We start from the raw sequence: 12,637 nt of genomic DNA on the forward strand, positions 1-12,637 counted from the left end.
CGCCATCCTCGACGCGCTGAACGCCGCCGAGCTGCCGGTGATCGAGGTCCATCTCTCCAACATCTTCCGCCGCGACGCATTCCGGCACCATTCCTATGTCTCGCTGGCGGCGGCCGGGGCCGCGGCGGCGGCGACCGGGGCGGCCAGCGGGGCCGGGGCATAGGCGGTGACCGGCGCCGGCTGGCGGTTCAGCCGGATGCGGCGGTCGCCTTCCGAATACTCGATCTCGGTCAGGCCGGTCTCGTCGAGGAGCTTGGCCAGGCCGCGGACGAATTCGGGATCGAGGTTGAAGGTGGTCATCTGGTCTTCACCGGTCGGTTTCAAGGAGCCGCGCCATCGCCTGCAGGGCCAGAAGATAGCCATGCACGCCCAGCCCGCACACCACCCCCGTCGCCGCCAGCGAGACATAGGAATGGTGCCGGAATGCGTCGCGGCGGAAGATGTTGGAGAGATGGACCTCGATCACCGGCAGCTCGGCGGCGTTCAGCGCGTCGAGGATGGCGACCGAGGTGTGGCTGTAGGCGCCGGCATTGACGACGATGCCGTCATGGGCGGTGCGGGCCTCCTGGATCCAGGTGACCAGCTCCCCCTCGTGGTTCGATTGCCGGAAATCGATCTCGAGCTCCAACTGCTCGGCCTCGTCGGCGCAGGCCTGCTCGATATCGGCCAGTGTGTCCCGGCCATAGATCTCGGGCTGGCGCACGCCCAGCATGTTGAGGTTGGGGCCGTTGAGGATAAGGACCGTCGGCCGGTCCGACTGGATCGCCGTCACGCGTCGCTGCTCCCGGAATCAATAGGCCGGGCGTATCATAGGCGGTGCGGCTTTCACAAGCACCGTCGCAGAAACCTGTCATGGTTCACAGGATGACAGGCGCGTCCGGCAGCTCGTCGGGATTGGCCTCGCCCGGCGCTGCCGGCCAGGCCCGCAGCAGCTCGGCGTCGATCGCGGCCAGCGCCTCCAGCACGCCCTCCTCGTAGCGCCCGGCCCGGAAGCTGTCCTGCAGCGCGGCGCAGATCCGCGGCCACACCGCGTCGTCGACCCGGGCGGTGACGCCGCGGTCGGCGACGATCTCGATCCTGTGGTCGGCCAGCAGCAGGTACAGCAGCACGCCGGTCGCCTGCGCCGTGTCCCACACCCGCAGCCGGCCGAACACCTCCAGCGCCCGGGTGCGGCTGTCGCGGACATGGTGCGGGGCCGAGGCCTCGACCGCGATCACGATCTCGCCCAGGTGACGGCGCTCGGCGCCCCGGATGGCGTCGTGCAGCCGGGCCATCACCGCCGGGCCGAAATGCCGGCGCCGCAGCCGGTGGCCGTGCCATTCGGCGATGGGGCGCCAGCGTCGGATCATCCTACCAGCTTCCGGACGCACCGCCGCCTCCGCTCGATCCGCCGCCACCGCTGAAGCCACCGGAGCTGCCGCTCGACCCGCCGCCAAAGCCGCCGCTGTCCGATCCACCGCCGAAGCCGCCGCCAAAACCGCCGCCGAATCCCCCGGATCCGCGGCGGGTGCTGAAGGTGCCGCCTCCGGGGCCGCCAAGGGTGCCGCCGATGCCGCCGAACACCACCGCGCCGATGGCGCAGAAGGCGCCGAAGAAGATCAGGCCGGACAGGCCCCAGCCCAGGCCGCCGGCGATCAGCGCGCTGCCGCCGGCGGGCACCGGCGCGGGCAGCCCGACGGCTCTCAGGAAGCCGCGGACCACGACGCCGGCGATGATCGCGATGAAGATGACGTGGAAGAAGCCGAACTGCAGGAGGCTGGGCGGCGTCCCGAACCCGCCGGTCGCCGGCGGCGGGGGTGGCGGCGGCAGCGCCTCGCCGTCGATCAGCCGGATCAGGCTGTCGACCGCGGCGCCCAGGCCGCCGGCGAAGTCGCCCTCGCGGAAGGCCGGGGTGATCTGCTCGCGGACGATGCGGCCGGCGGTGATGTCCGGGATCGCCCCCTCCAGCCCGTAGCCGGGCTCGATCCGCACCGTGCGGTCGTTCTTGGCCACCAGCAGCAGCACGCCGTCGTCGACGCCCTTGCGGCCCAGCTTCCACTGGTCGAAGACGCGCCTGGTGTATTGCTCGATGGTGTCGGCGCCGGTGGTCGGTACCAGCAGGATGGCGATCTGCGCGCCCTTGCGCTGCTCGACCGCCGCCAGCTTGCCCTCCAGCGCCTGCCGGTCGGCGGCGGACAGGGTGCCGGTCAGGTCGGTCACGCGCGCGCTCAGCTGCGGCACGGCGACCGCCTCCTGCGCCGCCGCCGGGGCGACGGCCAGGATCAGCAGCCAGCCCAGCAGGGCCAGCCGGCGCAGCATCGCTGCCACGATCAGGGGCGTGAGCCTCAAGGCTGCAAGCCTACGGCTTCGGCGCCGGGGCCGGGGAATTGCCGAAATCGACCTTGGGCGCGGTCGAGATCGCGGCCTCGTTCTCGACGCTGAAATTGGGCTTGGCGCTGAAGCCGAGGACGCCGGCGACCAGGTTGCCCGGGAAGCGGCGGACGCTGACATTGTAGTCCTGCACCGCCTGGATCGACCGGTTGCGGGCCGTGGTGATCCGGTTCTCCGTGCCCTCCAGCTGGGTCATCAGGTCCCGGAACAGCGTGTCGGATTTCAGCTGGGGATAGTTCTCGGTCACCACCAGCAGCCGCGACAGGGCCGAGGACAGCTCGCCCTGCGCCGCCTGGAACTTCTGCAGCGCCGCCGGGTCGTTCAGCGTCTCCGGCGTCACCTGCATGGTGCCGACCTTGGCCCGCGCCTCGGTCACCTGGGTCAGCACATCCTTCTCCTGGGTGGCGTAGCCTTTGACGGACTGGACCAGATTCGGCACCAGGTCGGCCCGGCGCTGGTACTGGTTCAGCACCTCGGACCAGGCGGCCTTGACCGTCTCGTCGCCGGCCAGGAAGCGGTTATAGGCGCTGCCGCCCCACATCGCGGCCATCACGACCACGACGACGATCACGATCAGTCCGGTGAAACGACGCATCCAATCCCCCTCGATCAGCGGAGCGAGCCCGCGGATTGCAGCACTAAACCCCCGGCGGGGGCAATCGTGCCATCGAACCGCCACGGGAATGCCTTCCCATCTGCCGGAATCCCGAATCGCTTCGCACCGCAACAGGAATTCGAGACATGGGCAAGCTCATCAGCGTGCTGATCGGCGTCGTCGTCGCCGTCGTCGTGGTGTTCGGTTTCACCTGGTACCGCTATGTCACCAACACCGCCAGCCCGTATGACGAGGTCGGGATCGAGCTGAACAGCCGGATGCCGGTGCCGCTGCGCGACTGGGGCTGCGCCCAGCTGAAGGCGCATTTCGCCGGCGCCCTGCCGCCCTATGGCTGCCAATCCGCCGACGGAAAGGCCTGGGCGGTGCAGTAAGAGCGGTCTAAGCCGCCAACGCTTCCGGCCGGCCGACGGCGTCGTGGATCTGCTCGGCCAGCCGGGCGGCGGCGGGCGTGCGCGGCCGCGCGCCCCAGGCCAGGCCGATCTCCAGCGAGGGCAGGGGCGGCAGCCCGTCGCGCTCGCCCAGCACCCGCATGCCCTCCGGCAGGCTGCAGCCCACAACCACGGCAACGGCCAGCCCGGCGCGGACCACGGCCAGCAGGCCGACCAGGCTGGGGCTGGAATAGGCGATTCGGTACGGGCGCTGCGCCGCGGCCAGCGCCTCCAGCGTGACGCCGCGGGCGACGCAGCCGGGTTCGTAGAGGGCGACCGGCAGCGGGGCCTCCGCCTGCGGGTCGTGGTCGGGCGACCCGAACCAGACCAGCGGCTCGCGCCGCAGCAGCTCGCCGTCGCGGCCCGGCCCGCGGGTGACGACCGCCAGGTCGACCTCGCCGGCCGCCAGCCGCCGGTCCAGGAAGGTGGTCTGCTCGCAGATCAGCTCGACCTCGACCTGGGGATGGGTGGCGGCGAAGCGCGACAGGATCGGCGGCAGCAGCGAATAGGCGTAGTCGTCCGGGATGCCGAGCTGGACCCGGCCGCGCAGATCCGGCTCGACCAGCGCCGCCCAGGCCTCCTCCTCCAGCCGCAGCATGCGTCGGGCATGGCCCAGCAGGCTCTCGCCGGCCGGGGTCAGCCGCACCTGCCGGCTGCTGCGGTCGAACAGCCGCTTGCCGACCGCCTCCTCCAGCCGCCGCACCTGCATGCTGACGGCCGACTGGGTGCGCCCGACCCGCGACGCGGCCAGGCTGAAGCTGCCGCCCTCGGCGATCGCCACCAGGGTGCGCAGCACGTCGAGATCGAGGCGTCCGTTCATGGCGGTGGTCCTTTGATCCGTCATCGCGAGCCCCGCAGGGGCGTGGCGATCCAGCGGCACCGCCCTCTGGATCGCCACGGCGCTTCGCGCCTCGCGATGACGGTGAGGAAAGGCCACTCAGTCAAACTATAAATCAAAATGATGATTCGTTTCAAATCTATTCGTTTGATTGAAGTATCTGGCGCGCCCAGCTTTCCTCCATCGAAGCATGGAGGCGGCGATGGGCGGAGAGACGGCGACGGAGCGGCGGACGGGGATCCTGCAGCTCGCTTCGGGCATGGCGGTGGTCGGCACCGTCGGCGTGTTCATGGAGGAATCGGGGCAGGGGCCGATCAACGCGGTGTTCTTCCGCTGCGTCTTCGGCGCGCTGGCGCTGCTGGCCTTCTGCGCCGCCCGCGGCTGGCTGCGCGACCTGCGCCTGGCGCCGCGGCAATGGGGGCTGATCCTGTTCGGCGGCGTCTGCATCGTGCTGAACTGGGTCGCGTTCTTCGCCGCGATCCGCCACACCACCATCGCCTTCGCCACCATCGTCTACCACGTCCAGCCCTTCTGGGTGGTGCTGGCCGGGGCGGTGCTGTTCGGCGAGCGGCTCAGCGGCCGCAAGCTGGGCTGGATCGCCATCGCCTTCGCCGGGCTGGCGCTGGCCACCGGCATCGGCGGCGGGGCGGCGGAGCCCGGGCGGCTGCTGGGCGCCGGGCTCGCCGTGCTGGCGTCGCTGCTCTACACCGGCACGGTGCTGGCGACCAAGGCGCTGCGCGGGGTGCGGCCGCATCTGACCGCGATGATCCATGCCACCACCGGCATCGTGCTGCTGGCGCCCTTCGTCAGCGCCTCCGCCCTGCCGGCGGCGCCCGGCCCCTGGGGCTGGCTGGCCGGGCTCGGCATCATCCACACCGGCCTGGTCTACGTCCTGATGTACGCCGCCTATCCGAAGCTGCCGACGCCGGTGATCGCGGTGCTGGCCTTCGTCTACCCGGCCTCGGCGATCCTGGCCGACTGGCTGGTCTACGGCCACCGGCTGGGGCTGGAGCAGGCGGCCGGCATGGGGCTGATCGCGCTCTCCAGCCTGGCGGTGACGCTGGGTTGGCGGCTGTGGCCGGCGCGGCGGGCCGCAGCCGCGGGGTAAGGCGCGACGGGCTTGACGTCTGTCGGATCCATGTTCATGATACGTTCCATGAGCAAGGCCAAATCCTCGGCTGTCGACCCCACGATCGCATCGGATCCGGAGCTGGTCCGGCTCGGCGAGCGGATCCGATCGCTCCAGGACCTCGCCGAACGCCATATGGCGGAGGCCGAGGGGCTGTCGAAGGAGCCCGACAAGCTGATGGAGACCTTCGAGCGCTTCATGCAGCTGAACGAGGCGATCCTTGACGCCATCAGCAAGGCCCATGAGCTGCAGAAGCAGTACCGGCGCCGCCGTCACAAGCTGGAGACGGAGCGGGCCCGGCGGCTCGCCGCCGCCCGCGCCGCGTTCCTGGCCGGAGGCGCGCCGCCCGGGACGACGCGGCACTAGACGCCGCGGGGGCTATCGCCGGCCGGCGGTGATGGATTATTGGGAAGGCACGGACTGAATCCGCAATCGCCCCGCGGAGGGCGAAGGGAGGCCGGGCTGTGCTGTTCATGATCATCGAGCGTTTCGCCAACCGCGATCCGGTCGCGGCCTATCGCCATCTGCGCGATGCCGGGCGGGGCCTGCCCGAGGGGCTGGCCTATGTCGACAGCTGGGTCGAGTCGAATTGCGACCGCTGCTTCCAGCTGATGGAATGCGACGACCTCGCCCTGCTGCAGCAATGGGTGCTGCACTGGCGCGGCACCGGGGTGACCTTCGAGATCGTGCCGGTGCTGCGCAGCGCCGAGACCCGCGCCGTGGTGGCGCCGCTGCTCGACCCGCCGGTCACCGGCCCGATCTCCTGAGAGGCTGACGATGGTCGACCTGCCCGTGGCCGCCGAATGGTTCCGCAAGCGGGACATGGGCGACGGCCTGACCCTGATCGTCGAGCCGCACACCGACGTGCTGATGCGCGCCAATATCTGGCATCTGCGCGGCCGCGACCGCGACCTGCTGGTCGATGGCGGACTCGGAGTGGCGCCGCTGCGGCCGGCCTTCCCCGAGCTGTTCGCGGGGCGCGAGACGATCGCGCTGGCCACCCACACCCATGCCGACCATATCGGCGCGATCCACGAGTTCGAGCAGCGCTGGGTGCATCCGCTGGAGGCCGAGTCGCTGGCCCGGCCGCGGCCCGGCACGCTGCTCTCCGACCAGATCCCGGCCGAGGCGCGGCAGCGCTTCATCGCCGCCGGCTATCCGCCGCTCGGGCCGGCCCTGGTCACCGCCGTGCCCCATGCCGGCTACGACCTCGGCGGCTATGCCCTGTGGGGCGCCGAGCCGACCCGGCGGATCGAGGCCGGGGAGATCGTGGATCTCGGCGACCGGCGCTTCCGGGTGCTGCACGTGCCCGGCCATTCGCCCGGCAGCATCGCCCTGTTCGAGGAGGCGACCGGCACGCTGTTCGCCGGCGACGTGATCTATGACGGCCCCCTGCTGTATCGCGGCCCGGGCATGGAGATCGGCGCCTATGTCCGCTCCTTCGCCCTGCTGCGGTCGCTGCCGGTGTCGGTGGTCCATGCCGGCCATGACGACAGCTTCGGCAAGGCGCGGCTGGACGCCATCATCGACGCCTATCTGGCACGCTGGCGGGAAGAGGGGCTGGTCGAGGGCTGAGGCCGGAACGGCCGGGCGCCGCGCCCCGTTTGCCGGATGGAGCAAACGGGGGACGCATGGCGACTCGGTGGGCGCGTCAGCGCCGGATCATCCTGCGCAGCCTGGCCCGGCGGCTGATCTTCCTCGCCGGGCTGGCGCTGCTCGCCCTGGTCATCGTGCTGGTCCGGTTCGGGCCCTGGTCGTGAGGGCAGCGGAGGGCTGGCTTGGCAGAATGCCGGTTGCTCCTTTTTGTTGTCATCCTCGGGCTTGACCCGAGGATCCAGGGGCTTTCAAGAGCCGCTCCGGGTGGCCCCTGGATTGCCGGGTCAAGCCCGGCAATGACACTGAAATGAGGCTGGAGAGGGATCCTTTCAGCTGACCCCCTCATACTCCACCGTCGTCATCATGCCGCCCTCCATGTGGTACAGATGGTGGCAGTGGAAGGCCCAGCGGCCGGGATTGTCGGCGTCGAAGGCGACCGTCACGGTCTTCCCCGGCGGCACCAGCACCGTGTCGCGCCGGGCGCCGGACAGGGCTTGGCCGTCGATCGCCGTCACTTGGAAATGATGGCCGTGCAGATGCATCGGATGAGCCATCATCGACGGGTTGGTCATCACCATCGCCACCCGCTCGCCCTGCCGCACCGCCAGCGGCGTGTCCTGGCCGTGCACCTTGCCGTTCAGGGTCCAGACATAGCGCGCCATGTCGCCGGCCAGCACCACCGGGATGGTGCGGTCGACCGGCCGCTCCGCCAAAGGCTCCGTCGCCTTGAGCGTCGCCTCGAAGGCGAGGTCCAGCGGCGGCGCCTTGCGCTCGCCGAGATCGGCGATGCGCGCGACCTCGGCGCCCGGGGCGGCCAGAACCAGCCCGGTGCGCTGCCGGTCGCCCTCGCGCAGCGCCAGAACCGGCAGCGCCTGCCCGGCCGGGACGGTCAGGCGGATGTCCAGACGCTGGGCGATGGCGATCGGGAAGCGCGTCCCGGTCACCGGCGCCACCGGCATGCCGTCGACCGCCGCCAGCGTGCCCTCGACGGCGCCGAGATCGATGTGGAAATTGGTCGCCGCCGCGCCGTTGATGATGCGCAGCCGCACCCGGCCGCCGCGCTCCACCCGCACCAGCTCGGGGTCGGCCAGGGTGCGGTCATTGGCCAGGTAGGCGTCGTATTCGACGTCGTTCAAATCCATCGCCATGCCCGGCATTCCCGACATGTCGTGCTGCATCCCGGGCATCGGCTTGGCGCCCTCCATCGACATTCCGCTCATGTCGTGACCGCTGTGGTCCATGCCCGCCATGCCCTGGCTGCCATGATCCATCCCGGCCATGCCGTGGCCCCGGCCGCCGCGCAGCCCGGCCATGATCTCGGCCGGGTCGCGGAAGCTGAAATCGTGCAGCATCAGCACCACCTCCTGCTCGTCCAGCCCGGCCTCGGCCGGGTCGGCGACGATCAGCGGCGCCGCCAGCAGGCGCTGCTCCTGCAGCCCGAGATGGGAGTGCATCCAGTTCGTGCCCGGCCGGGCCAGCGGGAAGCCGTAGTCGTACCCGGCGCCGGGCGGCAGCGGGTCCTGGGCGACGCCCGGCACCCCGTCCTGGCGCCAGGGCGGGGTCAGCCCGTGCCAATGCACCAGCGAGGGCTCCCGCAGCCCGTTGGTCAGCCGCACCCGGAATTCCTCGCCCGAGGCCGCGCGCAGGCCCTGGCCGCCATCCGGCCGCAGGATGCCGAACACGGTCGCGGCCTTGCCGCCGACCTCCAGGCTGCGTGTGGCGACGGTCAGCTCCGTCGGCGCGGCGCGGGCTAGGCGCGGCAGGGCGCCGGCCAACGCGGCAGTGGCGGCGGCACCGGACAGGAAGCGGCGGCGGGTGATCACGATCGGGACCTCTTCAAGACAACGTCCACCGGACCCTGGGGCTTCCCCTTGCTGGAAGGTAAACCGCGTCACGACGTCGCCTCTTTTGTCGGCGATCAGGGGGCAACGGCCCATACCGGCCGACATGCTTTGGAGCCGCCCATGACCACCGAATCCTCCCGCCGCCATCTCCTCGGCCTCGCCGTGGCCGGCGCTGCCGGCGGCCTCGCCGCCGCCTGCGCCCGCAGCCAGGCCGCGGCGCCGGGCACGATCGAGCCGCAGCCCGCCCTCTCCGAGGCCGAGCTGGACAAGCTGAAGGGGCTGACACTGCGCACCGTCCGCCCGGGCGAGCCGATGACGATGGACTACCGCATCGACCGGCTGACCGTCGAGGTCGATGCCCAGGGCAAGATCATCCGCGCGTCGATCGGCTAGGACGAGCGCACCCGCTCATAGTGCCGGCGCGCCTTGTTGCGGTTGCCGCAATCGGCCATCGAGCACCAGCGCCGGCTGCGGTTGCGCGAGGTGTCGAGGAACACCCACGCACAGGCGGGATCCGAGCAGCTGCCGACCCGCTCGGCGCGGCCGGAGACCAAGAGCTCGGCCGCGTCCCACACCACCGGCCACAGCGGCTGCTCCAGCGGGTCGGTCTCGGTCATGGTCCAGGCGAAGCCGGCCCGGGTGGCCGCCAGCCCGGTGCGGGTCGGGGCCCGGGCCAGCACGGCGTTCAGCACCGCGAGATCCTCGGCCGCCGCCGCGGCCGGCGCCGTCAGGATCCGGCCCAGCGCGACGCGCAGGCTCAGCGCCGTCGCCAGCACCGCGGCGGCATCGTCCGGGCGCAGCAAAGCCTCCTGCGTCAGCTGCCGGACCCCGGCGCGGTCCAGGATGCTGACATGGCCGGCCCACAGGGCGATCTCGCCATAGCTCGTCAGCCGCTCGCCGCGCTGCGGGACGTCGCCACGCCACGCCTCGGTGTTGACGAAATCGAGGCTGAGCGAGCCGCCGAGCCGCTTCGGCGGGCGCACTGCATAGGAGGGGGCCTGGGTCTGCATGACCCGAGCATCCTAGCGGTTGACGGGATCGGGGCAAGCCCGGCATGGTCGATTCAACCGGTTCAAGGGTTAGGACATGCCGACAGCCGATCGCGACGCCACGCTCGAATGCCGGCCGGCCGCGCCGGAGCGGCTGGGCGATGTCGAGACCGTGTTCGCCGGCTGCGCCGATGCCGGCCGCTGCTGGTGCGCTTTCTGGCGCCGGGACCGCCAGGACTACCGCGCCGGCACCCGCGACGGCGGCAACCGCGCCCTGTTCCGCGGCCTGGTCGAGTCGGGGCGGACGCTGGGGCTGGTCGGCTATCGCGGCGGCGAGCCCGTCGCCTGGTGCGGCGTCGCCCCGCGGGCGGAGCAGCCACGCCTGGCCCGGTCGCGCAACCTGGCGCCGGTCGACGACGTGCCAGTCTGGTCGATCACCTGCTTCGTGACCACGAAGGCGCATCGCCGCACCGGCCTCTTGCGCCCGCTGGTGACCGCGGCGGCGCGGCTGGCCCGGTCGCGCGGCGCCCCGGCGCTGGAAGCCTATCCGATCGACGCTGCGCGGCCGCTCGGCTCGGGCGAGATCTACACCGGCGTGCTGCGGCCCTTCCTCGACCTCGGCTTCCGCGAGGTGGCGCGGCGCAGCCCGACCCGGCCGATCGTCCGCCTCGACCTGACCCGCTTCGACCCGGAGGTCGAGCATTTCGAGGTGATCGAGACCGCGGAGCCGCGCTAGTCGGCACCGCCGCGAAGGGGAGAGCGCCATGCAGTTCCATCAGGGCCGCCTGATCGACCATGTCCATCTGGTGGTGCGCGACCTGGAGGCGAGCCGCCGCTTCTACACCGCGGCGCTGGCGGCGGTCGGCCGCGCCATCACCTTCGAGGGGCCGGGCTTCTTCGCCTCGGACGAGCTGTTCGTCAGCCCGGGCGACGCGATCAGCCATGTCCATCTGGCCTTCCAGGCGGCCGATCGCGAGACCGTGCATCGCTTCCACGCCGCGGCGCTGGCGGCCGGCGGGCGCCACAACGGCGCGCCGGGCGAGCGGCACTACCACCCCGGCTATTACGGCGCCTTCGTGCTCGACCCCGACGGCAACAACATCGAGGCCGTGCATCACGGCGCGGCGGCACGGTCGGCGGACTCGGTCGTGATCACGGCCGGGGGCTGACGCCCGCGCCTTGCGCCCGAGGGAACTCAGTTGGCCACTGTCGCCGGGGCGCTCACCACCATGGTCCCGTCCGGATCGGACGGGCATTGCTGGGCCAGCCCCCCGCCGGCCTCGACCGGCGGCAGGCAGGCATCGCCGTAGCGGCCGGCCTCGATGGGCAGGAACTGCGCCCCGCAATTCGGCCGCGCCACGGAGTCCGGCAGGCCGCTGGTGTCGCAGATCAGCGCGCCGCCCAGCCTGATCCCGGTCAGGTTCGCCCCGTCGAACCGCACGCCGGTCAGGTTGGCGCCGCGGAAATCCGCATTGCTGAGGTCGCTGTTGGAGAAATCCGCCCCGGTGAGGTCGGACCGGATGAAGACCGCGTCGCGCAGGAGGATGTTGTCGAAATGGGCCGCCCGAAAGAAGCCGTCGGAGAAATCGGCGCCGGAGAAGTCGGATTTCCGGGGCTTGGTCCGGTTGGCGCTGGCGATGCCGATCGGATTCGAGAAGTTGGCCTTCGGCGCGCAGGCGGCGCCGAGCCTGACTCCGACGCCCCGGGCGCCCAGCAGCGTGGTCCGGGCCAGGACGGCGCGCCGGAAATCCGCCCCGTCGAGCCGCGACTCGTCGAGACGGGCATCGCTCATCATCGCGCAGCGGAAATTCGCCCCCTGCGCATTGGCGCTGACGATCTGGGCCCCGCCAAGCTGGGTCCGCAGATGGGGCAGCCGGGGCAGGTCGGGGGAGGCGAGGTTCTCGCCCGGGCCGAAATTCGCGGCGGTCAGGGAGGCATTGGCGAAGCTTGCCCGAGTCAGGTTCGACCCGCCGAGATCGGCCTTGTCGAGGCTCGCCCGGTAGAAATTCACCAGATACAGCTCGGATGCCGAAAGGTCCGAGCCCCGCAGGTCGGACCGGATCAGCTGGGCATAGGCCATCGAGGCGCCCCGGAAATATCCGCCCGCGAGGTTGAGCGGCACCTCCTTGGAATAAGGCTCGCACCGGCGACGGGCGACGACGGTGAGGGCCGCCTGGGTGTCCGCGCCGATCACGGCCTGCTGCGAGGCCTCCTTTCGCTGCCGCCCGGCCGCGTCCCCGTCGCCGGGCCGCCCGAGGTGGGAGGAGATGACGGCCTGGGCCGCGATCCCCTGCATCGCCTCGCGGTAGAGCCGGTTGTCGATGGAGAAGGCGGCGGCGTCCGCGGCCGCGCCGCCGGGGCCGGAGAGGGGGCGCTGGTTGCCGTCGGGGCACAGCATGTCCGGCCGGTCGCCGCCCATCATCTGCGCCAGGGTGTGAAGCCCGGCCAGCCGGGCGGCGACGGCGTCGCCCGCCAGGGCCTGGAGGCCGCCGCTATACTGCTGCTGCCGGCTCCTTTCGACGGTCTCGCGCGCGGCCCGGGAGACCTGGAGCAGGGTGTAGAGGGCGGCGACGACCAGGATCGGGATGATCAGCAGCTGCCCGATGTTGCGGCGATAGCGATCCGTGTCCGCGACCCGCTCCCGGCGCGATTCGTATGTGTGCCGGGAGGTCAGCAGCACCGGCCCCCACATCCAGGCGATCAGGGCCAGCAGCGCTGCGGCGGCAATCACCGCGAAGGCCACGATCGGGCGGCTGTTCAGGGTGCTTTCGGCATTCGCCAGCCAATCCATCGTGAAATATCTCCCGGGACAAGCCCATATCAGTGA

Annotated in this window: 19 protein-coding genes; 10 read left to right on the forward strand and 9 right to left on the reverse strand. The window is 71.4% G+C overall.

Going from position 1 to position 12,637, the window contains the following annotated elements:
• Positions 1-163 (forward strand): type II 3-dehydroquinate dehydratase (locus BWR60_RS39030; protein WP_144445716.1); only part of this gene is annotated, 163 nt, incomplete at its 5' end.
• Here the strand turns inward: BWR60_RS39030 and BWR60_RS22900 are convergent.
• The 5 genes from BWR60_RS22900 to BWR60_RS22920 all read right to left on the reverse strand — a co-directional run bounded on the left by BWR60_RS22900 (position 94) and on the right by BWR60_RS22920 (position 2,965).
• On the reverse strand, positions 94-300 hold the full coding sequence (locus BWR60_RS22900) for a hypothetical protein (protein WP_088153346.1): 207 nt from the start codon (positions 298-300) through the stop codon (positions 94-96). The genes BWR60_RS39030 and BWR60_RS22900 overlap by 70 nt on opposite strands.
• Positions 301-307: 7 nt before the next feature.
• Positions 308-772 carry a type II 3-dehydroquinate dehydratase gene (gene aroQ / locus BWR60_RS22905; protein ID WP_274519200.1) on the reverse strand — a complete coding sequence of 155 codons (465 nt, stop codon included), beginning with the start codon at positions 770-772 and terminating at the stop codon, positions 308-310.
• An 85-nt stretch (positions 773-857) separates the two neighbouring features.
• Complete coding sequence (locus BWR60_RS22910) at positions 858-1,349, reverse strand: TPM domain-containing protein (RefSeq protein ID WP_088153347.1); 492 nt, start codon at positions 1,347-1,349, stop codon at positions 858-860.
• A gap of 1 nt (position 1,350) precedes the next feature.
• Positions 1,351-2,328 (reverse strand): TPM domain-containing protein, encoded by a 978-nt coding sequence (locus tag BWR60_RS22915; protein ID WP_230983147.1) that lies wholly within the window; start codon positions 2,326-2,328, stop codon positions 1,351-1,353.
• 10 nt (positions 2,329-2,338) lie between these two features.
• Positions 2,339-2,965, reverse strand: coding sequence for a LemA family protein (locus tag BWR60_RS22920; protein ID WP_088153348.1), 627 nt, complete (start codon positions 2,963-2,965; stop codon positions 2,339-2,341).
• Positions 2,966-3,111: 146 nt separating this feature from the next.
• On the opposite strand from BWR60_RS22920, the gene BWR60_RS22925 reads away from it, so the two are divergent.
• Entirely contained in the window at positions 3,112-3,357 is a 246-nt protein-coding gene (locus BWR60_RS22925; protein ID WP_088153349.1) for a hypothetical protein, read from the forward strand.
• A gap of 7 nt (positions 3,358-3,364) precedes the next feature.
• Here BWR60_RS22925 and BWR60_RS22930 read toward each other — a convergent pair whose 3' ends face one another.
• Complete coding sequence (locus tag BWR60_RS22930; protein ID WP_088153350.1) at positions 3,365-4,234, reverse strand: LysR substrate-binding domain-containing protein; 870 nt, start codon at positions 4,232-4,234, stop codon at positions 3,365-3,367.
• Positions 4,235-4,454: 220 nt separating this feature from the next.
• Between BWR60_RS22930 and BWR60_RS22935 the strand changes: the two genes are divergently transcribed.
• The 5 genes from BWR60_RS22935 to BWR60_RS38720 all read left to right on the forward strand — a co-directional run bounded on the left by BWR60_RS22935 (position 4,455) and on the right by BWR60_RS38720 (position 7,141).
• Positions 4,455-5,360 carry a DMT family transporter gene (locus BWR60_RS22935; protein ID WP_088153351.1) on the forward strand — a complete coding sequence of 302 codons (906 nt, stop codon included), beginning with the start codon at positions 4,455-4,457 and terminating at the stop codon, positions 5,358-5,360.
• 48 nt (positions 5,361-5,408) lie between these two features.
• Complete coding sequence (locus BWR60_RS22940; protein WP_088153352.1) at positions 5,409-5,747, forward strand: hypothetical protein; 339 nt, start codon at positions 5,409-5,411, stop codon at positions 5,745-5,747.
• A 107-nt stretch (positions 5,748-5,854) separates the two neighbouring features.
• The gene (locus BWR60_RS22945) at positions 5,855-6,148 is read left to right on the forward strand and encodes a DUF3303 domain-containing protein (protein WP_230983153.1); all 294 of its coding nucleotides are present in this window, start codon (positions 5,855-5,857) and stop codon (positions 6,146-6,148) included.
• Between the two features lie 10 nt (positions 6,149-6,158).
• Positions 6,159-6,956, forward strand: a complete 798-nt coding sequence (locus BWR60_RS22950; protein WP_088153354.1) for an MBL fold metallo-hydrolase — start codon at positions 6,159-6,161, stop codon at positions 6,954-6,956.
• A gap of 56 nt (positions 6,957-7,012) precedes the next feature.
• Complete coding sequence (locus BWR60_RS38720) at positions 7,013-7,141, forward strand: hypothetical protein (RefSeq protein ID WP_275542397.1); 129 nt, start codon at positions 7,013-7,015, stop codon at positions 7,139-7,141.
• Between the two features lie 165 nt (positions 7,142-7,306).
• On the opposite strand, the gene BWR60_RS22955 is transcribed toward BWR60_RS38720, so the two are convergent.
• On the reverse strand, positions 7,307-8,800 hold the full coding sequence (locus BWR60_RS22955; RefSeq protein ID WP_230983148.1) for a multicopper oxidase family protein: 1,494 nt from the start codon (positions 8,798-8,800) through the stop codon (positions 7,307-7,309).
• Between the two features lie 141 nt (positions 8,801-8,941).
• Here BWR60_RS22955 and BWR60_RS37215 point away from each other — a divergent pair, with 141 nt between their 5' ends.
• Positions 8,942-9,214: an I78 family peptidase inhibitor gene (locus tag BWR60_RS37215; protein WP_088153355.1), complete on the forward strand. Its 273-nt coding sequence runs from the start codon at positions 8,942-8,944 to the stop codon at positions 9,212-9,214.
• Here the strand turns inward: BWR60_RS37215 and BWR60_RS22965 are convergent.
• Positions 9,211-9,831: a CGNR zinc finger domain-containing protein gene (locus BWR60_RS22965; RefSeq protein WP_088153356.1), complete on the reverse strand. Its 621-nt coding sequence runs from the start codon at positions 9,829-9,831 to the stop codon at positions 9,211-9,213. The genes BWR60_RS37215 and BWR60_RS22965 overlap by 4 nt on opposite strands.
• A 76-nt stretch (positions 9,832-9,907) precedes the next feature.
• On the opposite strand from BWR60_RS22965, the gene BWR60_RS22970 reads away from it, so the two are divergent.
• Positions 9,908-10,546 (forward strand): GNAT family N-acetyltransferase, encoded by a 639-nt coding sequence (locus BWR60_RS22970; RefSeq protein ID WP_088153357.1) that lies wholly within the window; start codon positions 9,908-9,910, stop codon positions 10,544-10,546.
• Positions 10,547-10,574: 28 nt separating this feature from the next.
• Positions 10,575-10,979, forward strand: a complete 405-nt coding sequence (locus BWR60_RS22975; RefSeq protein WP_088153358.1) for a VOC family protein — start codon at positions 10,575-10,577, stop codon at positions 10,977-10,979.
• Between the two features lie 26 nt (positions 10,980-11,005).
• Here the strand turns inward: BWR60_RS22975 and BWR60_RS37220 are convergent, their stop codons facing one another.
• Positions 11,006-12,601, reverse strand: coding sequence for a pentapeptide repeat-containing protein (locus BWR60_RS37220; RefSeq protein WP_088153359.1), 1,596 nt, complete (start codon positions 12,599-12,601; stop codon positions 11,006-11,008).
• Positions 12,602-12,637 lie beyond the last annotated feature (36 nt).

Origin of the sequence: Inquilinus limosus (assembly GCF_002195995.1) — a bacterium.
Taxonomy (GTDB): domain Bacteria; phylum Pseudomonadota; class Alphaproteobacteria; order DSM-16000; family Inquilinaceae; genus Inquilinus; species Inquilinus limosus_C.